The organism is Citrobacter sp. CK195 (assembly GCF_030333365.1).
GTDB lineage: Bacteria > Pseudomonadota > Gammaproteobacteria > Enterobacterales > Enterobacteriaceae > Citrobacter_B > Citrobacter_B koseri.
The window spans coordinates 207,807-231,417 of sequence record NZ_JAOWGB010000017.1; the positions used below are offsets into that span (position 1 = coordinate 207,807).

At 51.2% G+C, this 23,611-nt stretch carries 36 protein-coding genes and 1 tRNA gene; 36 read left to right on the forward strand and 1 reads right to left on the reverse strand.

The window, feature by feature from the left end; genetic code table 11:
* The first annotated feature begins 107 nt into the window (after positions 1-107).
* The 20 genes from OGX93_RS01910 (at position 108) to OGX93_RS02005 (ending at position 12,092) form a co-directional block, all read left to right on the forward strand.
* Entirely contained in the window at positions 108-1,055 is a 948-nt protein-coding gene (locus OGX93_RS01910) for a phage replication protein O (RefSeq protein WP_286449456.1), read from the forward strand.
* Complete coding sequence (locus OGX93_RS01915; protein ID WP_286487732.1) at positions 1,052-1,780, forward strand: replication protein P; 729 nt, start codon at positions 1,052-1,054, stop codon at positions 1,778-1,780. The genes OGX93_RS01910 and OGX93_RS01915 overlap by 4 nt, the downstream gene beginning before the upstream one ends.
* Complete coding sequence (locus tag OGX93_RS01920; RefSeq protein WP_286487733.1) at positions 1,780-2,079, forward strand: protein ren; 300 nt, start codon at positions 1,780-1,782, stop codon at positions 2,077-2,079. Before OGX93_RS01915 ends, OGX93_RS01920 begins: the two co-directional genes overlap by 1 nt.
* A complete protein-coding gene (locus tag OGX93_RS01925) occupies positions 2,076-2,594 on the forward strand; it encodes a hypothetical protein (RefSeq protein ID WP_286487734.1) in 519 nt (172 codons plus the stop codon). The genes OGX93_RS01920 and OGX93_RS01925 overlap by 4 nt, the downstream gene beginning before the upstream one ends.
* Entirely contained in the window at positions 2,591-2,848 is a 258-nt protein-coding gene (locus tag OGX93_RS01930) for a DUF4752 family protein (RefSeq protein WP_200029295.1), read from the forward strand. Before OGX93_RS01925 ends, OGX93_RS01930 begins: the two co-directional genes overlap by 4 nt.
* On the forward strand, positions 2,845-3,339 hold the full coding sequence (locus OGX93_RS01935) for a hypothetical protein (protein ID WP_286487735.1): 495 nt from the start codon (positions 2,845-2,847) through the stop codon (positions 3,337-3,339). The genes OGX93_RS01930 and OGX93_RS01935 overlap by 4 nt, the downstream gene beginning before the upstream one ends.
* Positions 3,339-4,103: a hypothetical protein gene (locus OGX93_RS01940; RefSeq protein ID WP_286487736.1), complete on the forward strand. Its 765-nt coding sequence runs from the start codon at positions 3,339-3,341 to the stop codon at positions 4,101-4,103. Before OGX93_RS01935 ends, OGX93_RS01940 begins: the two co-directional genes overlap by 1 nt.
* A complete protein-coding gene (locus OGX93_RS01945) occupies positions 4,100-4,750 on the forward strand; it encodes a hypothetical protein (RefSeq protein WP_286487737.1) in 651 nt (216 codons plus the stop codon). Before OGX93_RS01940 ends, OGX93_RS01945 begins: the two co-directional genes overlap by 4 nt.
* Before the next feature lie 746 nt (positions 4,751-5,496).
* Entirely contained in the window at positions 5,497-6,051 is a 555-nt protein-coding gene (locus tag OGX93_RS01950; protein ID WP_286487738.1) for a BRO-N domain-containing protein, read from the forward strand.
* A 200-nt stretch (positions 6,052-6,251) separates the two neighbouring features.
* On the forward strand, positions 6,252-6,689 hold the full coding sequence (locus tag OGX93_RS01955; RefSeq protein ID WP_286487739.1) for a recombination protein NinB: 438 nt from the start codon (positions 6,252-6,254) through the stop codon (positions 6,687-6,689).
* Positions 6,686-7,396, forward strand: coding sequence for a phage antirepressor KilAC domain-containing protein (locus tag OGX93_RS01960; protein ID WP_286487740.1), 711 nt, complete (start codon positions 6,686-6,688; stop codon positions 7,394-7,396). The genes OGX93_RS01955 and OGX93_RS01960 overlap by 4 nt, the downstream gene beginning before the upstream one ends.
* Positions 7,396-8,025, forward strand: a complete 630-nt coding sequence (locus tag OGX93_RS01965) for a recombination protein NinG (protein ID WP_286487741.1) — start codon at positions 7,396-7,398, stop codon at positions 8,023-8,025. Before OGX93_RS01960 ends, OGX93_RS01965 begins: the two co-directional genes overlap by 1 nt.
* Positions 8,022-8,666: an HNH endonuclease signature motif containing protein gene (locus OGX93_RS01970; RefSeq protein ID WP_286487742.1), complete on the forward strand. Its 645-nt coding sequence runs from the start codon at positions 8,022-8,024 to the stop codon at positions 8,664-8,666. The genes OGX93_RS01965 and OGX93_RS01970 overlap by 4 nt, the downstream gene beginning before the upstream one ends.
* Positions 8,663-8,785 (forward strand): PPVAKH motif-containing phage-derived small protein, encoded by a 123-nt coding sequence (locus OGX93_RS01975; RefSeq protein ID WP_286487743.1) that lies wholly within the window; start codon positions 8,663-8,665, stop codon positions 8,783-8,785. The genes OGX93_RS01970 and OGX93_RS01975 overlap by 4 nt, the downstream gene beginning before the upstream one ends.
* Complete coding sequence (locus OGX93_RS01980) at positions 8,782-9,591, forward strand: antitermination protein Q (protein ID WP_286487744.1); 810 nt, start codon at positions 8,782-8,784, stop codon at positions 9,589-9,591. The genes OGX93_RS01975 and OGX93_RS01980 overlap by 4 nt, the downstream gene beginning before the upstream one ends.
* A 156-nt stretch (positions 9,592-9,747) precedes the next feature.
* Positions 9,748-9,825, forward strand: a tRNA-Met gene (locus tag OGX93_RS01985).
* Between the two features lie 181 nt (positions 9,826-10,006).
* The gene (locus OGX93_RS01990; protein WP_048224292.1) at positions 10,007-10,279 is read left to right on the forward strand and encodes a phage holin family protein; all 273 of its coding nucleotides are present in this window, start codon (positions 10,007-10,009) and stop codon (positions 10,277-10,279) included.
* Positions 10,279-10,767, forward strand: a complete 489-nt coding sequence (locus tag OGX93_RS01995; protein WP_286449655.1) for a lysozyme — start codon at positions 10,279-10,281, stop codon at positions 10,765-10,767. The genes OGX93_RS01990 and OGX93_RS01995 overlap by 1 nt, the downstream gene beginning before the upstream one ends.
* Positions 10,764-11,225 carry a lysis protein gene (locus tag OGX93_RS02000; protein ID WP_286449656.1) on the forward strand — a complete coding sequence of 154 codons (462 nt, stop codon included), beginning with the start codon at positions 10,764-10,766 and terminating at the stop codon, positions 11,223-11,225. The genes OGX93_RS01995 and OGX93_RS02000 overlap by 4 nt, the downstream gene beginning before the upstream one ends.
* Positions 11,226-11,294: 69 nt before the next feature.
* Positions 11,295-12,092, forward strand: coding sequence for a S1 family peptidase (locus tag OGX93_RS02005; RefSeq protein WP_286449657.1), 798 nt, complete (start codon positions 11,295-11,297; stop codon positions 12,090-12,092).
* Between the two features lie 74 nt (positions 12,093-12,166).
* Here OGX93_RS02005 and OGX93_RS02010 read toward each other — a convergent pair whose 3' ends face one another.
* Complete coding sequence (locus OGX93_RS02010) at positions 12,167-12,733, reverse strand: DUF2441 domain-containing protein (protein ID WP_286449658.1); 567 nt, start codon at positions 12,731-12,733, stop codon at positions 12,167-12,169.
* Positions 12,734-12,753: 20 nt separating this feature from the next.
* On the opposite strand from OGX93_RS02010, the gene OGX93_RS02015 reads away from it, so the two are divergent.
* From OGX93_RS02015 to OGX93_RS02090, 16 genes are all read left to right on the forward strand, one after another.
* Positions 12,754-13,284 carry a terminase small subunit gene (locus tag OGX93_RS02015; RefSeq protein WP_286487745.1) on the forward strand — a complete coding sequence of 177 codons (531 nt, stop codon included), beginning with the start codon at positions 12,754-12,756 and terminating at the stop codon, positions 13,282-13,284.
* Positions 13,281-14,534: a PBSX family phage terminase large subunit gene (locus OGX93_RS02020; RefSeq protein WP_286487746.1), complete on the forward strand. Its 1,254-nt coding sequence runs from the start codon at positions 13,281-13,283 to the stop codon at positions 14,532-14,534. Before OGX93_RS02015 ends, OGX93_RS02020 begins: the two co-directional genes overlap by 4 nt.
* A gap of 55 nt (positions 14,535-14,589) precedes the next feature.
* Entirely contained in the window at positions 14,590-14,787 is a 198-nt protein-coding gene (locus OGX93_RS02025) for a hypothetical protein (protein WP_115614628.1), read from the forward strand.
* Positions 14,788-14,856: 69 nt separating this feature from the next.
* Positions 14,857-16,209, forward strand: a complete 1,353-nt coding sequence (locus tag OGX93_RS02030) for an anti-CBASS protein Acb1 family protein (protein ID WP_286487747.1) — start codon at positions 14,857-14,859, stop codon at positions 16,207-16,209.
* The gene (locus OGX93_RS02035) at positions 16,163-17,092 is read left to right on the forward strand and encodes a phage minor head protein (RefSeq protein ID WP_286487748.1); all 930 of its coding nucleotides are present in this window, start codon (positions 16,163-16,165) and stop codon (positions 17,090-17,092) included. The genes OGX93_RS02030 and OGX93_RS02035 overlap by 47 nt, the downstream gene beginning before the upstream one ends.
* A 3-nt stretch (positions 17,093-17,095) precedes the next feature.
* On the forward strand, positions 17,096-18,361 hold the full coding sequence (locus OGX93_RS02040) for a hypothetical protein (protein ID WP_286487749.1): 1,266 nt from the start codon (positions 17,096-17,098) through the stop codon (positions 18,359-18,361).
* 12 nt (positions 18,362-18,373) lie between these two features.
* A complete protein-coding gene (locus OGX93_RS02045) occupies positions 18,374-18,832 on the forward strand; it encodes a gp53 minor capsid family protein (protein WP_079902175.1) in 459 nt (152 codons plus the stop codon).
* A gap of 13 nt (positions 18,833-18,845) precedes the next feature.
* Positions 18,846-19,949, forward strand: a complete 1,104-nt coding sequence (locus OGX93_RS02050) for a major capsid protein (RefSeq protein ID WP_286487750.1) — start codon at positions 18,846-18,848, stop codon at positions 19,947-19,949.
* 10 nt (positions 19,950-19,959) lie between these two features.
* Positions 19,960-20,244, forward strand: a complete 285-nt coding sequence (locus OGX93_RS02055) for a hypothetical protein (protein WP_286487751.1) — start codon at positions 19,960-19,962, stop codon at positions 20,242-20,244.
* Positions 20,245-20,303: 59 nt separating this feature from the next.
* Positions 20,304-20,705 (forward strand): DUF7370 family protein, encoded by a 402-nt coding sequence (locus OGX93_RS02060; protein ID WP_006820519.1) that lies wholly within the window; start codon positions 20,304-20,306, stop codon positions 20,703-20,705.
* A complete protein-coding gene (locus tag OGX93_RS02065; RefSeq protein WP_006820518.1) occupies positions 20,705-20,878 on the forward strand; it encodes a hypothetical protein in 174 nt (57 codons plus the stop codon). Before OGX93_RS02060 ends, OGX93_RS02065 begins: the two co-directional genes overlap by 1 nt.
* Positions 20,878-21,228 carry a hypothetical protein gene (locus OGX93_RS02070; RefSeq protein ID WP_286487752.1) on the forward strand — a complete coding sequence of 117 codons (351 nt, stop codon included), beginning with the start codon at positions 20,878-20,880 and terminating at the stop codon, positions 21,226-21,228. The genes OGX93_RS02065 and OGX93_RS02070 overlap by 1 nt, the downstream gene beginning before the upstream one ends.
* A gap of 2 nt (positions 21,229-21,230) precedes the next feature.
* On the forward strand, positions 21,231-21,638 hold the full coding sequence (locus OGX93_RS02075; RefSeq protein ID WP_286487753.1) for an HK97 gp10 family phage protein: 408 nt from the start codon (positions 21,231-21,233) through the stop codon (positions 21,636-21,638).
* Complete coding sequence (locus tag OGX93_RS02080) at positions 21,635-22,018, forward strand: phage tail termination protein (protein WP_286487754.1); 384 nt, start codon at positions 21,635-21,637, stop codon at positions 22,016-22,018. Before OGX93_RS02075 ends, OGX93_RS02080 begins: the two co-directional genes overlap by 4 nt.
* A gap of 60 nt (positions 22,019-22,078) precedes the next feature.
* On the forward strand, positions 22,079-22,828 hold the full coding sequence (locus OGX93_RS02085) for an immunoglobulin domain-containing protein (protein ID WP_286487755.1): 750 nt from the start codon (positions 22,079-22,081) through the stop codon (positions 22,826-22,828).
* A gap of 58 nt (positions 22,829-22,886) precedes the next feature.
* Positions 22,887-23,570 carry a DUF6246 family protein gene (locus tag OGX93_RS02090; RefSeq protein WP_286487756.1) on the forward strand — a complete coding sequence of 228 codons (684 nt, stop codon included), beginning with the start codon at positions 22,887-22,889 and terminating at the stop codon, positions 23,568-23,570.
* Positions 23,571-23,611: the final 41 nt, after the last annotated feature.

Here is a 23,611-nt window from a genome sequence, read left to right on the forward strand (position 1 = left end):
GTCATTATGACAAACGCTAATCAAAAACGCCAGGCGCAGGAGGTTTAACTGTGTCGAACGTCGCTTACGCAAATTTCGCGGCGCACTCAGCCGCAAGGAGCAACAGGATGGAGAACCAGAAGTCTGGTTACGTCCCGTTGTACCGGAGCATCAAGAAGAAGTCCTGGGCTAAAGATGTGTTCCTGCGCACGTTGTGGGAGAACTTGATCATTGACGCAGCCAGACAGCCATACACGGCATTCTTCAAGGGCAAACAATGGCCTCTGCAACCCGGTCAACTGGTCGTCACTGCTGCGGATCTTGGGCTTCAGTTATGTGACCGTCAGGGCAACCCGACAAGCCGCGACGCAGTGGAGAGAATGCTGTCTGTTTTTGTCCGGGAAGGGATGATCACTATCGAAGGAGAGAAGCGAAAAGGAAGGGTGATCACTATCACAAATTATGTCGAATATGCTCAAAAAATGGACGATTTACCCGCACATAAGGCCGCACATACAGGAGCACATGACGAAGCCAGTAACGGCGCGTGTTCAGATGGGTATGCCGCACATAAGGCCGCACAATTACCCGCACATCATGAACAAGAAGGTAATAACAAGAATAAAAACATTAAAAGATCTTCGTCGAAGAATTCTCGCGAATTCACCGACGCCCGTCTGAAGAAATTTTTATCTGCTCATCCTGAAGCGGTGATTTATACACCGTCAGGTGCCAAGTGGGGAACCGCTGACGACCTGAAGGCTGCCGAGTGGATTGCTGTACGCGTGAAGAAAATTAACCCGACCTGCAAAGAACCCGACCTGAGAGCCTGGTCGAATGATATTCGCCTGACGAACCAGATCGACGGGCGCACACATCGTGAAATTTGCGACCTGTACGACTGGGCCAGCAAACACCACTTCTGGCACAAAAACGTCATGTGTCCAGCCAGCCTGCGCAAACAGTGGGACAGGCTGACGATGGAGCGTGCAGAAACTGGAACAGGTTCAGCTGGTACCGGAAAGCCAAAGGTTGACCTGAACAACACTGACTGGATTTACGGGGTGCAACTATGAAAAGCCTTGCAGAGCAGATGCATAACTTTGACCGCGAGCAGATGCGCCGCGTTGCGAACAACCTGCCAGAGCAGTACGACGACAAGCCGCAACTGGAACAGGTTGCCCATGTCATCAACAGCGTGTTCAGCCAGTTACTGGCCGCTTTTCCGGCAACTACGGCGAACCGCGACCAGACCGAGATGAACGAAATTCGCCGTCAGTGGGTCATGGCTTTTGCTGAGAACGGAATTACCACAATGGCGCAGGTCGATGGTGGACTTCGCGTAGCCCGTCGCCAGGAGCGTCCATTTTTGCCGTCGCCGGGTCAGTTTGTTGCCTGGTGCAAAGCGGAACAAGCAGCCGCCGCTGGTCTTCCCGACACGAATGAACTTGTCGATCTGGTTTATGAGTATTGCCGGACGCGCGGGCTGTACCCGGATGCTGAGTCCTATCCGTGGCCCGGGAGAATTGACGGGCAGCATACGCAGGAATCATCTGCCAACTACTGGCTGGTTACATCCCTGTATTCAAACATGCGAGCCAACGCACTCAGCGACACAGAACTGCGGCGCAAGGCATCAGAAGAACTCGTTCATATGGCATCCCGCATTAATCGCGGAGAAACCATTCCTGAGCCTGTAAAACAACTTCCTGTCCTCGGTGGAAAGCCTCTGAGCAAAGCACAGGGGCTGGCAAAGATTGCTGAAATTCGCGCAAAACACGGACTGAGGGGGAAGCACTGATGAAAGGCAAACAGGCAATCATGCGTTATCTCGAAACGCACCGGACCTTCACAGCAAGGGATGTTGCAAGCGAATACGGAATATCACTGAGTTGCATAACCAAAAACGCTCTTGAGCTTGAGAAGAAGAGGGTAATCATCCGGCTTAGCAAAGTCTGGCGCACTGTCACATACCGACTTGCGACACCGGAAGAGCAGGATGGTACGGCGCGCAGTTGCACCAACGGGATATTTCAGGAGTGTCGCCAGAGTCCGGCGATGAAGCGAATTTTGATGGTTTGGGGGAGGGTAGGGGTATGAGCGTGAAACGTTATGACATAACCGGCGAAATGGATGGCAATTGCCAACTGAACGAAGCGCGAATGGAATGCACAGATGATGGGATTTTCGTGAGATATGCAGACTACGCCGCACTTGAGCAGCAACTTGCAGAATCACATCGCGCTCTGCGTGCAGAGACTACTGCTCACGAGAACACGCAGATGCAGCTTGAGAAGATGGCTGCGGAGAATGCGGGGCTGAAGAAATTCTGCAAAGACGCTGCATTCGATGCTGATTACGAAGCTGAATTAGGCATGGAGCGCGGCGGATTCACTGATGGTCTTAGCTTGGTAAAAACCCAGTCGACCGACGCTTTCCTGGCTAAAGTGCGGGCGCATGACCTTAACGCCTTCATTCAGCATCACAGTGCAGAACTGGATGCGCATATTAAAAACGGTGGTGAGCAGTTCGACGAAAAATCAGTACGCATCAGAGACATCATCGTCTCAGCCAGATTGTTCAGGGAGCAGATTCGCAAAGGCGGTGCAGCATGAGCATTCTGGACGTTCTAAATACCGGACTCGCCTTAATGGGATGGCTATTCATCATGTTCAAAACAGGCCAGTGGTTTATCTCCATTGCGTTAAAACAATGGGATAAACGCAGAAAGCAATCTCGTCGTCAAAAAGCAGTAAACGAATTTTACGATGCGTTTGACCTTTCCAGCATCGAGCCAGGAACGACAGTGCGCCTGGCTACTAAAGGCGATCTGACAATCATGATGTTTCGCCAGGAGGCCGCCCAATGAGCAACATCGACAAACAGGCACTGCGCCAAACAGCAGAGAAGGCGAAAGATAACTTCATGCCTAACTTCATGGTTCCAACTCGCGATTTGCTGGCGCTGCTGGATGAGCTGGAAGCGCTCCAGTCTTTCCGCACTGCATACATGGAGTGGAGCGATAAAACCGATTGGGTGCAGACGGATAAGCGGCTTGACGTCATTAAGCCGTGGGGTAAGCACCGCGCCGACGTTCTGAAGCTCTATATCGATCATCTGGAGTCAAAGCTGGAAGCCGCAGAGAAGCGTGGCGATAAAATCAGTCTTGATTATGACACCCTTGCTGATGAGGCAAACATAATTGCTGAGCAACGAGACGAGCTAATCATTCGCAATCATGAAATTGCTGAGCTGCTAATCAACCTGAAGAAAGCCAGGCCCGGAGGCGTCTATTTCAATAAATGGGATACGCAAATCGACAGCGTTCTTCGTGCCGCTGGCATCGGTAAGGGGGCGTGATGAAAACTAAACCTGTGATCGCAGTCTGGTTTTCATGCGGTGCAGCCAGCGCAGTGGCGGCAAAGCTAACAATCGAAAAATACGGACAAACACACACTATCCGCATCCTGAACAATCCCGTAGCAGAGGAAGACAGCGACAACGTGCGTTTTCTTCATGACGTTGAAGAATGGCTGGGTGCTGAAATTGAATCTGTAATTAATCCAATGTTCCCAAATTCCAGTGCTGTTGAAGTATGGGACCACCAGCGTTATATGTCTGGTATCTCGGGGGCGCCGTGCACTAGGGCCCTGAAGAAACTGGCGCGAAAGCACTGGGAAAGGAGTAATCAGTGTGATTTTGTCGTCCTCGGATTTACTGCTGATGAGGCAAACCGCGCTGATAATTTTATTAAAAACGAGCGCAGCGACTTGCTGCCAGTGCTGATTGATGCCGGGATGACAAAAGGCGACTGTTTTATGGCACTTCTTGATGCTGGCATTGCACTCCCTCGCATTTATGAACTTGGTTACCCGAACGCTAACTGTATCGGCTGCGTAAAATCTACTTCGCCAACCTACTGGAATCATGTCCGAAAAGTCCACCCGGAGGTGTTTCAGCAACGAGCTGAACAATCACGCCGCCTGGGTGTAAGGCTGGTTCGTTACAAAGGTGAGCGACTGTTTCTTGATGAGCTACCACAAGACGCAATTGGCGCACCGATGAAGGATATGAATTTCGAGTGCGGTATTTTTTGCCAGCCACGCGAAGAGGATGCGGCATGACCACTATTACCAGAGAATGGCTGCTGCAAACAATCGCTGAATACGAAGCCAATCGTGATGAAATACCGTTTGGACTTGATACCAATAGCGCCATTGAGCTACAGGCGTTCAAAATCGCGCTGGCATCGCTTGAGGCTGACAGTGACAGCCACCCGGCGCCCGTCCCGCTCTCAAATGACCGCCTGCACCGCATTCGTGAAATCCTGAGCAAAGCAGCAGCACAAAGCGACGGCGGTAACATCGGTTACGCAATGTCTGATGCTGTGAAAGCTATTGATGAATTGCTTGAGGCGAGGAAGGCGGAGCCAATGGCGTGGTTATGGACCAACGAACAGCTTGATAAGCAGAGCGTTTCACTAACCGATCCGGCCGATGAAGAAAACACTCAGGATGCAATGGCGTGTGGCTGGAAGCATCAGCCTCTCTACACAGCCCCGCCAGCGCCGGTAGTGCAATGCCCATTCCCGTGCGGGTGGGATAATTTGAATAAATACGCTATTCAGGATGCTGCGTTTGTTGCTTGCGGGCTGGTTGAGGGGGAGGTGACAACAGAGGCGCACCGTCGAGCACTCATAATGAACAATGACCGATTGCTGAAAGTTATCTCCGCCTGCCGCGCCGCCATGCTCAACGGAGGTAAGTCGTGAAAACTATCCAGTTATCTGAGCGCGAGTTGTCGATAATTTTTAGCTTAATGGCGCCGCCTTACTGCGCTGTAGACATTCGCTCCGACGAGTTCAACGAACTGCGTAATAAAGTCTTTTACGCTCTGCGTGATGCTCAGAACGATGAACCTGTAAGCCAGCCTTGCAAGTTGACTTCCGAATGTTGGTGTCACACTTGCCGACCTGTGACGATGAATGACATGCGGTTTGTTGTCTGCCCTGATTGCGGAAACAAGAGATGTCCGCGAGCAAATGACCACAGGAATACTTGTAGCGGAAGTAACGAGCCAGGACAGGCTGGTAGCGCATATCCAGCAGCACCGAAGCAGGGGGTGAAGTGATGGACTGGCCTACTGCGTTCATGATTGTTGGTGTGGCGTTTGCTGTGGCCGCAATGGTTATATGGGGGTGAGGTAAGCGCTGGCCTACACCATCGACTGAAAACTGATCCACATTGACACGACCAGATATCCGGGGCTATATTTCCTGTGCGCCAGCAAAATCTGGCGTCGGGATTTGCACCCCGGATATCTGTAGAGACGCATACCGCGTTTAGCGGTTTTTTTATGCGTTAAGCACGGCCACATTCGCGATTTATGGTGGGGCGTGCAGGGCAACCGAAAGGTTGGCCGGGTCTTTACAGCCGGTAGTGCAAACCCTGTACGTCTCACCACCCTAAGATTTGCACCTGACGGTGGTGATAAACCTAACTGTAAAGGTAAATCACTATGTCTACTCAACTCGCATTTCATGATGTTAAATTCAATCTTGTAAAGCACAACAACCAGATATGGTTCACTTCTGCTGAGCTTGCCACAGCTTTAAAATATTCCAACGTTCGTGCTGTCAGCGGCATTTACAACCGCCACAAAGATGAATTTACAGACAGCATGAGCTTGGTACTCAAATTGAATACCAAGGGTTTTGGCGGTGGAAATTCGGCAAAAGACACAAGAGTGTTCTCGTTGCGTGGTGCTCACTTGATCGGAATGATGTCTGATACACCGGTAGCAAAAGAATTCCGTCGCTGGGTGCTGGATATCCTTGATCGGGAGGTTGGCGAGCCAGTAACAAAACCTGTTCCAGCCCGCCCGACTCATCGCCACAATCCACCAACCTTCCGATACATCATCACCCTGACCTACAAAGACGTGGTGACAGGTCAGGAAGAAACTTTCCGTGGCGGCGCTAACACACCTGGTGAAATCATCCAGGGTACGGCTAAGCGGTTCGGCATTTTTGTGTCGGAGATGATAACGATGCCCGTTGGTGCATATTACTAAATCAACGTCACGCAACATTTGATAATCATCTATCACTGAGCCATAATTAATCCGTCAGCGGCCTGAACAACCCTGACGGACTTCTGCGCATTTAAGGGGACTTAAATGCGACCACAATCTGAACTCTTCACCTTGTCACAGATGCTTATGGGCACCTGCGATTTTCTGCATTCTGCGTTTTACCTCTGCGGAGGTGAAGCGTGAGCATCAAATTCTACCTTCGCGACGAGAAGGTTCGTCGCAATCTCATCGATTACATCAATAAACAGCCTGTCAGTGCTGATTTCCCGTTGGTGGTCACGCTTTCCGACCCTAAGCGAACCCTTCCTCAAAACTCTCTGTTCCATGCATTGTGCGGCGATCTGGTTAAGCATCGCGTCCAGTGGGCTGGCTCGGCATGGTCACAACCTTCATGGAAGGCAATTCTGGTATCCGGTCATTCCATTGCCACTGGCGGTCAGGGGAAGGTGATTGCCGGTCTTGAGGGGGAACTTGTCGCCATCAGGGAAAGCACATCCTCAATGGGCATCAGGCGCATGAACAGTCTGATCGAATACACCCAGGCATTTGTTGTCAGCCAGAACATCCAGCTTCGCGACGTCCATTACCGGGGCGATTTCTTTGGGAGAATGTCATGAGCAATCTGAACACCTCAAACACCATCACCATGTCCAGCCGCGAGATTGCAGATCTGACTGGCAAAGAGCACAAGAACGTTAAGCGCGACATTGAGAACATGCTTTCTGACCTGGAGGAAGATGCGCTCACTTTTGAGCGTATCTATTTCGACTCTATGAACCGCCAGCAGACAGAGTACCTGCTCGACCGGGATCATGCGGAATGTCTCGTCACAGGGTATAACGCAGCCCTTCGCATGAAAGTGATAAAACACATTCATGAGCTGGAAGAAAGAAGCAAAACGCAGTTGCCCGATTTTAATAACCCGGCCGTCGCCGCGCGCGCGTGGGCAGATCAGGTGGAGCAGCGCCAGAAACTGGAAAACCAGCTTGCTATCGCAGCCCCGAAAGTTGAGTTCGCCGATCGCGTTGGTGAGTCTGAGGGCGTTCTGATTGGCAACTACGCCAAGGTGGTGAAACTCGGACAAAACAAACTGTTTGCCTGGCTTCGTGACAACGGCATCCTGATCGCCAGCGGTTCTCGCCGAAACGTTCCTAAGCAGGAATACATGGATCGCGGATACTTCACCGTCAAAGAAACGGCGGTAAATACCAATCACGGCATTCATATCTCCTTCACGACAAAACTCACCGGGAAGGGCCAACAATGGCTAACCAGGAAGCTGGTTGATAACGGCCTGCTTAAAGCGCTGGGGGATGCAGCCTGATGCGTAAGCCAACCCGTCGCACCTGTAAAATCTGCAAAAACAAATTCACCGCCACCTACGACAACGTCTGGTGGTGCTGTCCTGATCATGGTTACGAGTACAGCCAAATCCTGTTGGCGAAGAAGAAACTGGCAGCCGATCGAAAACGCAAGCAGGAGGCGCAGCAGGAACGGCGCTCTCTCAAGGTCAGAAAGGATGCTCTCAAGTCTAAATCACAGTGGGATAAAGAAGCTCAGGCGGCGTTTAACCGTTATATCCGAATCCGTGATGAAGGAAAGCCCTGCGTCAGCTGCGGAAGCCCGCTAACAGGAAAAAGTAACTACCTGACCGGCAGCGACATAGACGCGAGTCACTACCGTTCGCGCGGCGCGGCATCGCATCTCAAATTCAACGTTTTTAACGTCCACTCGGCCTGTACTCGCTGTAACCGACAGTTGAGTGGAAACGCTGTTGAATACCGAATCCGCCTTATTGAGCGCATTGGTCTGGAACGCGTCGAGCGCCTTGAATCTGACAACGAACCGCGCCGTTTCGATATCCCATATCTGAAGCGGTTGAAGTCAATTTTTTCCCGTAGAGCCAACGCACTGATTAAGCGCAGTCAAAAAGACCAGGAGAGTGCTGCATGAAATGCAAAGTTGAAGGTTGTGAACGCGAATGTAAACACTACCCAGGCAAAGGAGTATGTCAAAAGCATTATTTCAGGATGATGCGTTACGGCACCTACGAACTTACAAAGATTGGAAAGGGCAAGATCAGACAGAGGAATGCGAAGGGTTACCAGATGCTCAAGATGCCAAGCCACCCATTGGTAATGGCTAACGGCTTTGTTTATGAGCACCGCAAAGTTATTTATGACCGTTACGGTGAAACGCTCCCTGGATGTGAGAAATGCGGCAAAGAGGTTACATGGAAGACCGTGCATATCGATCATATTGACGAAGTTGTTGATAACAATGATGAGTCAAATCTGAGAGTCCTTTGCCGTTCGTGCAATGTAATGAGATCTCGAGTGCATATTCCTGAGCATACGAAAAAAGGTAGGTCATCAATCACCTTTGAAGGAGTCACCAAGACAGCCTCCGAATGGGCCAGAGACCCACGGGTCAAGATTGCTTCGACCACTATACTTTTTCGCCTGAGAAATGGCATGAGTGTTGAGGATGCGCTTTTTGCCAAAAAGGTAACTCATCGACATACCAAAGCTAAAGTCTCTTTCCCTGCTTACGGTGAATATCAAGGACCAAAAAATGGAAAGGAGGCAGCATGATTTTTACCGACTTCCTTCGGTACCAGTCCGAAAGCGTTAAGCGCGCCATGTTGCCGCCAGTAGCAAAGCACAGCCAGCAACAGCAAAAAACAAAACAGACCGCAGGAGAAGCCGCATGAATCTTGAATCAATCGCTAAATATTTTGCGCCTAAATCACCGATGTTCAGCGACTCCCCGCGCGCGACGGCATCTGACAGCCTTACCGGCACTGATGTTATGGCCGCACTTGGGCTCGTCGGACATAAATGCGGATTTGGTTTTGATCTCTATCTGGCAAAGATTGGCATTAGCAACCCGGATCGGGCAATGGAGTCTCTTTATGAATCAGCCGTTGAGTTATCGCGACGCTACAAATCAGTTTCAGAACTCAATGACGATATCCGCCGAAGAGTCCTTGAAATTATGTGCGTATTCGCTTTCCAGGATTATTCACGCAGCGCAGCAAGCGTTCGTCGGTGCGATTGTTGCGATGGAACAGGTTTTACTGAAGCAGAGGTATTTACTAATAAAGTTACCTTCCCGTGGGGGAAAGCACCATCATGGGCCAAAATGTCACGCGCCGTTGGCCCGGGTGACTGGGAGAAGTGGAACTCAGTACGCGAAGTGGTCAAGGTTAAATGCAAATCGTGTAACGGAAAGGGTGTTATCAGCAATTCGTGTCGCTGCCACGGGAAGGGCAAGGTGCTGGACAAGAAGGAAAGTGATCGCCAGGGCGTTCCGGTGATGAAATGCTGCGAACGCTGCGGCGGCCGTGGTTATGCGAGATTAAAGTTCTCGGTAGTTCTGGAAGGCATCAGAACCGTAACGGATATAAAAAAAACGTCAGCATACGAGCAACTCCAGCCACTTTTCGAAGCGCTGGTAAGTGAATGCCACAAACAGGAGTCTTTTGCCGATTCCGTTCTCTCAAAAGTGACACGATGAGTATTTATTTACTTAATTTTGGCATTCAGCAGAAAAATGCTATTGCTATTTGCGGAAAAACTGGTTAGATTTATCTCTAACGCTGGGAATCCGTTCAATCGTTCCGAAGCAAAAAATTCAAGCCCGAGGTTAAACGCCTTGGGCTTTTTCGTTTCCGGGCCGGAAGCTCATTTGGTATGAGCGGTCCCCTCATAAGGGAAGGGTAGACAGGTTCGAATCCTTCACGGCCCACCAAAACCCAGCAGGGTATCTTCAGCCGCAGAGCTGACATTGCCACACCCTCACATTCCCGCCGCGAGCGGGTTTTTTATTTCAGGCCCCGGGAATCATCATCGACATGCCTCGTTGTTAAATCCAGCCCGAGGGCCTGACCCTACAACACACAGCTCCCGCATTTACCGCGAGGAGAGAGACTATGAAGATGGACGAAAGATACAGCAACGCGACATACGGCAGCGCTGGTCTTGCGGCTTTCTTTGCCAGCCTGTCATTGCAGGACTGGGGCTTCATCATTGGCGTCGCGTTCAGCATTATCCTCGGCGTCCTGACATACAGGCTCAATAAACGTGAGCAAATGAAGCGCACGAAGATACTGCAGGACATTCTGAACAAGACCGACTCAAGCAACCCATCGGCTACAGCTAAAGTCCTCGCCGATCTCGGACAGAAAGCCCCGAAGGAAATCTGATGAACAGTACATTGCGAAATAAAATTGCTGCCTCCATCGGCGGCGGAGCGATTGCGATCGCAACTGTCATGCTTTCAGGTAATGATGGTCTTGAAGGTCGAGAGTATGTGGCCTACCGAGATGTTGTAGGGGTGCTGACTGTCTGCGATGGTCATACATGGTCCGACATAATCCCAGGTAAGCGATATACCGACAAAGAATGCGATGCACTAACCCGGAAAGATTTAACACGGATTGCAGCTCAGGTTGATCCGCATATCAAAGTACCGACTACTGAAACTCAGCGAGCAGCAATCTACAGCTTCGCTTACAACGTCGGCGCTACCGCAACTATCAATTCCACTCTGCTGAAGAAACTTAACGCGAAAGATTACGCCGGAGCATGCTCTGAGCTTAAGCGCTGGGTATATGCAGGTGGCAAGAAGTGGAAAGGACTGATGAACCGGCGAGACGTTGAATATGAGGTTTGTACCTGGAGTCAGAAATGAGCAAGGTAACCGCAATCATCATCGCTGTGGTTGTCTGTATCATCGTGTCGCTGGGCTGGGCTGTGAATCACTACCGCGACAACGCCATCGCCTACAAAGACCAGCGCGATAAAGCCACTGAGAAACTCACCCTGGCGAACGCCACCATTAAAGACATGCAGGTACGTCAGCGTGATGTAGCTGCACTGGACGCCAAATACACGAAGGAATTGGCTGATGCGAAAAAGCAGCTTGATAATTTGCAGCGTTGCGTTCGCACTGGTAAGTGTGGGCTGCACGTCAACGCAAACTGTCCCGCGGACGGAGCGACCAGCACCGGCAGCATGGTCGATGCTTCCAGCCCCCGACTTACTGACTCCGCTGAACGGGATTATTTCACCCTCAGAGAGCGAATCGTCACAGTGACGAAACAGGTTGGATATTTGCAGGAATACATCAAAGATTTGTGTATGAAATAACACAAAATACTACTGAATGCCCAAACTGTCTTTTATCATTGACCGGCCTAAATTAAGAGGACTAAGTCAATGTCAGTAAGTCAGTTAATCTCAAAATCTACAGTTAGAATAGAGTGTGATGTAGTTGGAGGTGGCGTGTCGGTTGGTACGGGATTTTGGTTTGGTTTTTCAACTACAGGAGACTCAGGTCTTCCATTGCTCGTAACAAATAAACATGTGATTGCTAATTCCACTACAATTCGTATTAGATTCAACGTTTCATCCGCTGCGAACCCACAATTAAAATTTTATGACGCAACGATAAATAATCCTAGTGATTTCATACAGCACCCCGACCAAAATATTGATCTTTGTGCCCTACCTATAGGTCCTTTTCTAAGCGAGTTAAGTTCGCAAGGGATCGAAGTAGATAATTTTTTCTTCACCGATCGTAGTTTTCTTAACCAGCATTACGTTACTCCAGTTGAAGAAGTTTTTATGACTGGCTATCCAAATGGCTTATGGGATACGGTCAATAACAGGCCTATTACCAGAAAGGGTATCACTGCCTCATCATTGCTTGAGGATTGGCAGGGCAGGCCTGAGTTCATGATTGATATGGCCTGTTTTGGGGGATCCAGCGGTTCGCCTGTGTATATAATGAATGAAGGAGGCTATGCCACCTCAGATGGTTTGGCGATTGGAAATAGATTTATCTTTTTGGGGGTGTTATATGCTGGCCCAACTCTTGATGTAAATGGAAGTATTAACATAGTAGATGTTCCTACTGTAGCTACACCAGTGGTTAGCACAACGTTAATGATGAATTTAGGTATGGTGATCAAGGCAGAGCAGTTGAATGGACTCAGGCCGTTGCTAGGTATCTGAGATAGAAGACAACCGCCTTCGGGCGGTTTTTTATTGCCATCACCATGGGCAGACCCATCGTAATGGCGTAGAGCTTAGTTCCTGACCTTGCCCCCAATTTGAGCCTCACATTCAATCATCACTTCAAGCCTTGGGGTGGTTGATACATCACCAGACCAGTACTTTTTGGCTAAGGCAAGGGTTGCAAGATGATTTGGTCCAATTTTTAGGAAAGTCTCGTCTGCAATAAAGACTTTTTTAGTCGTGCTGATTTCGAAGACAGGTAGGCTAGTGTCTCCGAAAAATCTGAGAGCCTCATCTGGAGATTCGCAACCGAATGCACATTGGAATCTCGATGGCCTTTCTGGAAAGTGCGCCCGGCGAAAATTATCAAAAATTATTTCCACTGCAGGTGAATATGTAACGTATGCAGTAGGGGAACCATTGTCGTACAGGTAATTCTCGTTATTTAAAAGATACCTCATACCGTGAACTGAAATCCCTGATGGGTACTGAGCCGCAAGCATGCTCTCCAGGTCACTAAGGGCATACATATCCTGAACTAAGTGTGCACTGTATAAATTTTGTGGCGACTGATACAGAGGCAGTGCCATGCCTGTTTGTAACTGTCTTAATCTGTCAGCAGTGTAGTAAGTAGTCATAAAATATCCAAGGAATAATAATGGCGCTCACCGACAAACAAGAGATGTTCTGTCGCGAGTACCTCATCGATTTAAACGCCACGCAAGCGGCTATTCGGGCGGGGTACAGCGTAAAGACAGCTAACCGCACCGCGTCCGAAAACCTGTCAAAACCTGACATCCAATCCAGAATTGCCGAACTCAAAGCGCAACGCAATGATCTGGTTGGCATAAATGCGACATACGTCCTCAATCGTCTTGTTGAGATTGACCAGATGGACGTGCTCGACATCCTGACCTCGACCGGTGAACTCAAGCCAGTGTCTCAGTGGCCGAAGGTATGGAGGACTACATTGTCCGGGCTGGATGTCATTGAGATGTCAGCCGAGGGAAACACAGCCGCGCTGCTTAAGAAAATCAAGTGGCCGGATAAAGTGAAAAACCTTGAGTTGCTAGGGAAGCACATAGATGTGAACGCTTTCAAAGAGACGGTTGACCATAAGTCTTCTGATGGAACCATGACGCCGAAGCCGACCATTATCCAACTGCTACCCGTTGAGCCGAAAGCATGAGTGAATCCGTTCAACTGCCGATCCCAGCGAAGCTTGCGCCACTGTTCACTGCCGTGGATAAGCGCTACCGGTGCTCGCATGGTGGACGTGGTAGCGCCAAGACGCGCACCTTCGCACTGATGACAGCCGTAAAGGCGTATCAGTCGATGATGAACGGTGAAAGCGGCGTGGTGCTCTGCGCGCGTGAGTTCATGAACTCGCTGGAGGAGTCGAGCATGCAGGAGGTGAAACAGGCGATCATGTCTGTTCCTTGGCTGGCCGCCAACTTCGATATCGGCGAGAAGTACATCCGCACCATCGACAAGAGCGTTAACTACGTGTTCTGCGGTCTGCGGCATAACCTCGACAGCATCAAGTCGAAAGCACGCATCTTGCTGTGCTGGGTGGACGAGGCTGAATCAGTCAGCGAAATAGCCTGGCAGAAACTGAGCCCTACAGTGCGTGAGGAAGGTTCAGAGATTTGGGTGACGTGGAACCCGGAGCGCGACGGCAGCGCCACGGATAAGCGGTTCCGTAAAGAAGCCGGCGAGGACTGCATCACCATTGAGATGAATTACACGGATAACCCGTGGTTCCCGGACGTGCTGGACGGTGAGCGACAGAACGATCAGCGCCGCCTCGACCCTGCAACCTACGCATGGGTGTGGGAAGGTGCTTATCTCGAAAACTCAGATAAGCAGGTGCTGGCCGGTAAATATCGGATTGCTGAGTTCTCGGACGAACTATGGAAAGAGGCTGAACGCCTGTTCTTCGGTGCTGACTTCGGTTTCGCCAAAGACCCGAACACGTTAACCCGCTCTTTCATCCTGCATAACAGGCTCTATGTTGAGTATGAGGCCTACGGCGTTCATACCGAACTGGACCACATGCCGGAGCTATACGACACAATCCCCGGTTCGCGCGAATGGCCCATTAAAGCCGACTCGGCGCGTCCTGAGACAATCAGCTACCTCAGGCGGCAGGGCTTCAAAATATCAGCAGCCGAGAAATGGCAGGGGAGCGTTGAGGACGGGATCGCACATCTTCGCGGCTTCGATGAAATAATTATCCATCCGCGTTGCAAGAACGTAGCGCGAGAGGCCCGCATGTGGTCGTACAAAACTGACCGCATCACCGGCGAGGTATTACCTAAACTGGCTGATGGTTTTGAGCACTGCTGGGACGGAATTCGCTACAGCCTCGACGGACACATTAAGCGTAAAGGCCAGATTGTTGGGATGATGATCCCAAAAAGGCTAATAAGTAGATAAAGCCTGACGTAAGAATGTCGATAATCCTAATTCAATCATTCATCAAGGAATTAGTATGGCATCTTACGTTGTGTCATTTTCTGTATTTACAGATATAGGTAAACCGCTGGGTATTTCTCATATAGGTATTGAGAGTGAAGAAAGCACGGCCAACGATTTTCTCAATCAAGTAGAATTCGAAGCGCTTTCTCAAAGCAAAGCTAGAAATGAGTATGCTCACGCAGTGGTAATTACATCCATATTCAAGTTATAGATTTAAGATATCCTCTAACCCGGCATATGCCGGGTTTTTTATTTCCTGCGTCTTACCAACGGACAATCCATGACTGACAAATTAACTCTCGCCGTCAACCATGCGTTGAACGATGCTAGGCTTGCTCGCGCCCGTATGGGGCTGCTTAACCCTTCGATGGGGCTGGACGCCAAGCGAAATTCAGCGTGGTGCGAATACGGCTTCAAAGAAGAATTAACCTTCGGCGATCTGTATAAACTCTACCGTCGTGGTGGTATCGCTCACGGCGCTGTCGAAAAGCTTGTTGGTAAATGCTGGCAGTCAAACCCTGAAATCATTGAGGGTGAGAAGTCAGATGAAACTCGCAAGGAGACACAGTGGGAGTCCAAAGCTAAACAGGTTTTCACCAATCGCCTGTGGCGCGCGTTCCTTGATGCCGATCGGCGGCGTCTGGTTGGTCGATACGCAGGGATTCTCCTTCATATCCGCGACAATAAAGCGTGGAATCTGGAGCCAACGAAAGGGCGAGGTCTGGAGAAAGTAAGCATTGCCTGGGCCGGTTCGCTAAAAGTCAGCGAATGGCATGACGGACTGGTTTCAAAGAATTACGGTCAGCCGAAGATGTGGCAGTACACAGAAATTCTACCCAATAGTTCCTCGCGACGAGTTGATATCCATCCTGGTCGCGTTTTCATTCTTGGTGACTATACCGACGATGCGATCGGATTCCTTGAGCCAGCTTATAACGCCTTTGTCAGCCTGGAGAAGGTGGAAGGCGGTTCCGGTGAATCATTCCTGAAAAACGCTGCGCGGCAGCTCAACGTTAACTTCGAAAAGGAAATCGACTTCAATAATCTGGCGTCGCTGTATGGCGTAAGCATCGATGAATTACAGGAAAAATTCAACGAAGTCGCCGGGGAAATTAACCGTGGCAACGACGTACTAATGACCACTCAGGGGGCGACAGTTACGCCGCTTGTCACTACCGTGGCAGACCCAACGGCAACCTACGACGTTAACCTCCAGACGGCTGCTGCTGGCGTGGACATCCCGACGCGCATCCTTGTTGGCAATCAGCAGGCTGAGCGTTCCAGCACTGAAGACCAGAAGTACCTCAATACTCGCTGCCAGTCTCGCCGTGGCGACCTGTCATTCGAGATTGAGGACTTCTGTGACAAGTTGATTGACCTCGGAATCATCGACCCGGTTGGGCAGAAAACAGTCATATGGGACGACCTCAACGCGCAAAGTGACAGCGAAAAACTGGATGCCGCGCAGAAGATGTCGCAAATAAACAGCGCATCGCTGGCGACAGGCGAGCAGGTGTTTACTGGTGAAGAGATTCGCGTAGCGGCCGGGTATGAGGGTTCACCCGAACCACTTCCAGAGGTAGATGATGACGAAGAAGAAAGCGAAGTCACCGATACTACCCGGAAACCTTAAAGATCCGACAGGCGCCGACCGCCTTGAGCGCGGAGCAATGAACGAGTTCGCCAGGCGAATGAAACGCATTGGCAAAGCCTACAAGGACATTCTCGACCGCATTCCTGCATCACCATCAGTAAACCAGCGCTACACCTTCGAACTCGACTCCACCCAGCTATCAATGCTCCTCAGCAATGCCTCATTGCTGGTGGATGAGATTTTGGGTGCGGATAACGAGACGGGGTTCTGGTTCTGGACTGATTACGTCAACCCGGCTTATCAGCGCGGCACGGCGCAGGAGTTCGCCAATCTGTCACAGCAGTCTGCCGTGTACGCGGCTGGACAGGAAAGCGTATCGGCAATCCTCCTGAGTGAGCCGTACCGCCGCAGACTGATTCTGGTTCGCGCTCGCACCTTTGAGGAAATGAAGAACCTCAGCGCCACTGTGAAAGCCGACATGGCGCGAATACTGACCGATGGGCTGGGGCGCGGGCAGAATCCGCTGGAGATAGCGAAGCGCATCACTGAGCAGACAGGCATTGAGTCTCGTCGGGCTAATCGTATCGCCCGGACGGAGATTACCACGGCTTTGCGTCGCGCGCGCCTGGATGAGGATGATGAAGCCAGAGAGCAATATGGCATCCGTACAAAGCAGATGCACATATCAGCCCTAAGCCCGACGACCCGTAGCACGCATGCCGCGCGCCACGCTCACCTGTACACCGCAGAAGAACAGCGGGAGTGGTGGGCTAAGGATGCAAACAGCGTGAACTGCAAATGCTCCACGATCGCGGTACTGGTCGATGAAAACGGCAAGCCGCTAAGCGACACCATCATCGATAAAGCTCAGAAAACATTCAACGCAATGAAAGCCCGTGGTTACCAGTGGGCTAAGGGTTAACTCATGCCATCTCAAATTCAGGTAAACACCAAAGTAAACAGCCAGTCCATTCGTCGGGAGACATATAACGGGCGAGAGCATGTGGTGATCCCAAGTTACACGCTTCCCGCCAACGTGATTATGAATAAAGAGTTCTACCCGGAAGCGGAGATCACCGCAAATTACCAGAGCATGGAAGGGACTATAGCCCCGCTTGGACACCCTATGGTGGACGGACAATTTGTCTCGGCATTTTCCCCAGATGGATTATGTACATCGTTTATTGGGGCATGGAACAGGAACGTGACGCTTAAGGGTAATCGCGTTTATTCAGAGAAGTGGGTAGATGTCGAACGCGCAATGGAGAACCCAGGCGGTCGGCGCCTGATGGATCGCGTTGTTGCCCTTGAGAGCGGGGAGTCAACCGACCCTATCTGGTCGAGTGTTGCTGTCTACCGCGAGCAGATTCCCGCCCCAGAAGAACTCAAAAGGCAAGGTGCTGATTGGGTTGTCAAAATACACGCAATCGATCATGACGCCATCCTGCTTGACGAACCTCCTGCCGCAGGCCCAGAGAAAGGGGTGGGGCTCATGGTCAACGCTGACCATGCTATTCCCCTTCAGCCAAACTCAGGCGCTTTGATAGGCGAATCCTACCGTGAGCGGGAACAGCGACTTGATCGCGCAGTGAAGGCAAAGTTCGCACCAGATGAAAACCAGTATGCGTGGGTTGCTGATTTCACTGATTCTCAGGTTGTTATCGTGAGAAGCGGTGGAGATACACAAATATATGGCTATTCCACAGAGGGTGGAAAGATTGCCATCGACGATACCGGAACCGCCGTCGCCCGACAGGAATCATGGGTTGCCATCGTCGCCAACAAATTCAAATCATTTTTCACACCGCAGGAACAGCCTGCGCCAAACCACAAAACGGAGGGCGACATGCCTTTAACCACTGAAGATACAGAACTGCTTCGCAAAATCGTTGGTGAGGCCATCGCCGCTAATAACGACGCGACCATTAAGCCGCTGAGCGAAAGCATTGCAGCAATCCAGACCAACCAGCAGCAACTTGCTGAAACCCTGACTGCAAACTCACGCGCGGAAGAGAAAACGAAACGTGAAGCGGTGGCAAAAGTTCACGGCGAGATTGTGGCCAATGCGCTGTCAGGCGAAGCGCTGGACGCGATGTTTAAAACAATCGGTGAATCCGCGCCGCTTGGCACCAACTCTGCACAACAGCAGAAAGAAACCGGTGCGCCGAACCCTGACGAATACTTCAAATAAGGAGCCAGACTAATGGCACGTTATCGTCGCGTTAATATCGACGGTCAGTCTCTGTACAAGACCGAAACCCGTAAAGTGGCCGCCGCGTCATTGCCGGGAACTTTCGTTACCATCAACGGTGACAATGAGTTTGCAGTAGCCGCAACAACGGTTGGTCGCCTGTATGTGCTCGACCCTGCTTTCAGCGAAGGGTTGGGTATTACTGACTCTATCCCTGCTGGTCACTCTACTTCTGGTAACTACGTGGAAGAAGGCCGAGAACTGGCAATCCTGTGTCCTGCGGGAACTTACGCCAAAGACACCCCGATCAAGTTGGGCGCAAATGGTCAGGGGGCGATTGCCGACTCTGACACCGACACCGTTCTCGGCTACAGCCAGGACGATGCAACTATCGCTGCCGGCGCTACCGACTTTATCCGCGTGCGCTTCCGCGTAGGCACTGTAGCCCCGGCAACTGGCGGCGGCGAGTAAAAGGAGAATATGAATGTACTTCACTAAAGAAACGCTTGCCACGAATAGCCGCCTGCGCCTTCACTGGAACTCTCTGTGGGCGCAGCGCAACATCTGGGATACCGCGCATAACATCATGGTTAACCAGTACCGTGGCGCGATGGATGCAGAAACGCTGGCGGCCAATGCGCTGGCAGGTGATGGGCTGGGTCGTGAGTTCTGGGCTGAAATTGACCGCGAAATCGTCCAGTCTCGCGATCAGGTGATCGGCATGGAAATTGTCAACGACCTGATGGCTGTGCAAACCGTTCTGCCGATCGGTAAGACTGCCAAACTTTACAACACGATTGGCGATATTGCTGATGATGTCTCTGTGAGTCTTGATGGTCAGGCGCCGTATTCCTTTGACCACACTGATTACGGTAGCGATGGTGACCCGGTTCCGATTTACACCGCTGGCTTCGGTGTTAACTGGCGTCTTGCCGCAGGACTGAACACCGTCGGCATTGATCTGGTGCTGGATTCGCAGACAGCAAAAAACCGTAAGTTCCATAAACGCCGAGTGACTGGTTATCTGGATGGTAATCCGACCATTCAGGTTCAGAACTACCCGGCACAGGGCCTTCGTAATCACCGCAACACCGCCAAAATCAACCTTGGCTCTGGCGCAGGTGGCGCTAACATCGACCTGACCACTGCAACCCCGGCGCAGGCGCTGGCATTCTTCGGTCCAACCGGTGCATTTGGTGTGACTGCCCGCGCCAACCAGGTTACGGCCTATGACGTTTTGTGGCTGTCTTCTGAAATCATGGCGAACCTCTCCAAGCCATACACTATTGAGGTGGGTGACGGTACAAACGCGATCATCAGCGGTTCTGTGCTGGATGCTATTCGCAAGTTCATCCCGGTGAACGACATCCGCCAGACTTATGCGCTGAGCGGTAACGAGTTCCTGGCTTATGAGCGCCGCAAAGACGTGATTTCCCCGCTGGTTGGCATGGCCGTTGGTGTTGTGCCGCTGCCGCGTCCTATGCCTCAGAGCAACTACAACTTCCAGATCATGTCTGCTGAAGGTTTGCAGATTAAACGTGATGACGAAGGTCGTTCTGGCGTGCTGTACGGCGCGAATCTGGCATAAGGAGAACAGCATGGCTAAATACCAGGTAACCAGGGCGTGGCATGGAGTGAACGTCGGTGATGTGGTTGAAATTGAAAAACTGCATCCTGCGCTGAAGCCTCATGTTATGAAACTCTCTGATGCGGCATTAACTCCGGCGACGCCAAATGCAGGTACGGATGTGAAATCCCGTAAAGAGATTATCGCAGCGCGCCTGACTGAGCTGGGTATCGAGTTTAAAGGCAATCTCGGAGCTGAAAAACTCGGTGAGTTGTTGCCTGATGGTGAACTCGAAAAACTGTTCCCTGCTGAATAACCGCCGCGAAAGCGGTTTTTTTATGCCCCGTCCCGGCGGGGCTATTTCAGGAGTCGATAATGGTAACTCTCGAACAGGCAAAGGAGTATCTGGAGAGCCAGGGAATTACCATTCCCGATTTTGTTCTTCAGGCTCTCGTCGACCAGGCCAACAGCATTCAGGAGTGTCTCGATGCGCATTATCCGGCATCGACAGCTCTGCTGATTCAGCTCTATCTACTTGCGCTCATGGGGCTCGGGCAGGGGGACAAGTACATCTCAAGCCAAACGGCTCCAAGCGGGGCGTCTCGCTCGTTCCGCTACCAGTCGTTCACCGATCGCTGGAAGGCCTCGGTTAACCTGTTGCGAGGGCTGGATAAGTACGGCTGCGCCACCTCGCTAATTCCTGCCGACCCTACCGCCGCCCCGGCATTCGCTGGTATCTGGATCGGTAAGGGCGGCTGCATGTGCGGTGACAAGTGATGACGTACAAATCAGTTAAGCACGGGCTGCCGCGCTCGTTCACCCGCGTCTGGGTGATGACCGACACCGGGCGGGAGACTACCGGCTACGTGAAATCGGACGGCGAGTGGTTCATCAACTGCCCGCGTATCCGGGCGACTGGCGCGAAGGTGCTGCGCTGGAAGGAGGGCTGATGTCGGCAACAGCGAACTGGTCATACACAGCCACTGCGACCATCTGGCGCAAACTGGAAGGCAATGACGAATACGGCGACCCGCTGGGCTATGCGGAACCTGAGCAAATCCTCTGTGACTACGAGGGCGGGCTCAGCAAGAGGTTAGCCAGCCTGGGCGCTGAAATCGTAGTGAAAAACACCGTCTGGACGGAGTTCGCGCTGGCTGATGCCGGTGATTACCTGCTGATTGGCGTATCGACCGAAGCCGACCCGGTTGTCGCCGGTGCCGGCGAGGTGCGACAGGTTATCCGCTACGCCGACACGTTCGAGCGCCTGGCGGATGATTACGCCATCCTGACGGGAGTTTAGCTATGGGAGTAAAAATACGCGGAGTTAGACAGGCTAAAGCCAACCTTGACCGTTTTATTGATGACGTTAAGGGGCGAAAGGTTATTCGTGCAATACGTTCCGCATTGATAATTATCGCACCGGAAGCGGCCAGAATGACTCCTGTTGGAAAGACATCAAACCTCATAAACTCCCAGTTTCTGGAGGTGATGGTTAACGGAACGAGGGTTACAGGTCGTGTGGGATATTCAGCCAATTATGCAGTATATGTGCATGAGGCTAAAGGCACTTTAAAAGGAAGGCCCAGACCAACATCGCAGGGCGGTGGTAATTATTGGGATCCTGCTGGTGAACCTAAGTTCCTTGAGAAAGCTGGTGAAAATACTCGCTCAGACGTAGACAGGGCTATTAAGAAGGAGCTCTCTATATGACCCCAATGATGCATGAGCGGGTGAGAAACATGTTCGGCGATGCTGGGCTTACTACCGGTTTTGCGGTGCAACAGTTGGTGTACGATGACCCTGGCGACAAGTCGAAAGCTGTAATGGTATTCAGGCCAAGCGGTGGAACTGCGATTCGAACCGATCTTGGCTCTGAATATTATGTCTTGGTTGACGTGGTCGGTGCGAAAGAAAAGCGAAAAGACGTGCTTAACGCCGTGCAGCGTATCATCGATTATGTCCAGGCCAACCCAATGTCTGATGCGTGCGTCGGCTACATCCAGAACATGGGCGCAATCCCCGCGCCGGTGCTCACAGAAGAAGGGCGAATAGTCTTCCGACTCCAGTTCGCCTGCACTTACGGCGAATAGCCATCCCAACCAAATAACCCGCTCCGGCGGGTTTTCTTTTATGTCAAAGAGGAGTTTCACATGGCTGATTGCCAGAACTCGAACGAACGCCTTTTCGGTGGCGCAGTCGTGCTGGAAGTGGCGGATGGCTGTCCTGATGCCAAGCCGCAGGAAGCGGACTGGAAATCACTGGCGGCTGGTACGTCGAAAGGTTTCGACTTTAACCCGAATACGGTTACGTCTGATGCAGATGACGGTGGCGGCTATGTCGAGACGATCATCACTAACAGTGACTTCACAATCTCGTTTGAAGGCGAGGTTCGCAAGAAAGATAAGCTTGATCAGTACGGCGTTGGTCGATTTATCGAATATTTCGCTGGTGAACTGAAGGCAAAGCGTCAGCCAGGTATCTGGGTGCGCATGGATTACGGCCCGGTAGAATTCATCGGATATATGAACATTACTGCCCTGAGTTCCGATGGTGGCACCAACGATATCGTCACCTTCTCTACTGAATTCAAGGTTGGTGACGCCAGCACTATCGAGGTAGTTGCGGCTGACGAACTAGTGTTCACTACAGACCTCACTGCGACAAAATCTGTAGAGACTGGATCTGCATTAACCATGACTGTAGCGGTTGATGGTGGTACAGCACCTTACACCTACGTCTGGAAGAAAGATGGAAGCGTGGTATCTGGGCAGACAGCAGCGACATTCAACGAAGCGAGCGCTGCTTCTGGTGATGAAGGTGTGTACACCTGCGAAGTCACTGATTCGTCTTTACCTGCACAGACTGTTACATCAACAGCCTGTACCGTTGCCGTTAGCTAACGGTTATTCCAAAGGGCGGCTCGCTGCCCTTGATAATGACCGTTTACTGGAATGAAAAATGACTGCATTGAAAGAGATTGGAGAGATCGGAATAAGCGACAGCAGAGAAGGTGGTGTCGACTATATTTTCCGCCCATCCTTCCTGGCAATGACGCGAATTGGTGAGCCTGACGAGATAGTAAAGGTTTTCGGTCTGATACATGGAAGTGAAACACAGGGCATCATTGACCTCATCGCTGACAACCCATATTTCAATGCAAACTGGTTTCTCCCATCGCTAAATCGCGTCGCTGACCACCTTGTTTCTGAGTCGATGAGAGTGCTTCAGTGCTGCTGTGAAAGTGACATTACTTCTTTGACTGGCGAGTGGGCTGGAGAGAACGATCGCGTTGTTTATAGGCCCGGAATGATGCCGAAAAGCGATATCATCGTACTCGCTCAACAACTTATGCAGCACGGTATTATCGGTAAGGCGAAAGTAAGAAAGTTACAGCGAAACGAAACTAACGAAGCGACAAAGGAATTTCGCGCTATTGAGTACATTGTTGCAGCTCAGACGCATTTCGGAATTAGCGAGGAAGAAGCTTCACGCCTGACAATGACGAAGTTCCAGTTGCTGCTTGCTGCCAAATATCCTGACCAGAAGGGATTCACGCGAGAAGAGTACGATAAAGTCGCTGACGATTTCCTCGCAAGGCAAGCAGCGCGAAGAGCAAGGGCGGAAGCCGCCAGGAAAAATTAATAACATACAAACCCCGCTCCGGCGGGTTTTTTACGCCTGGA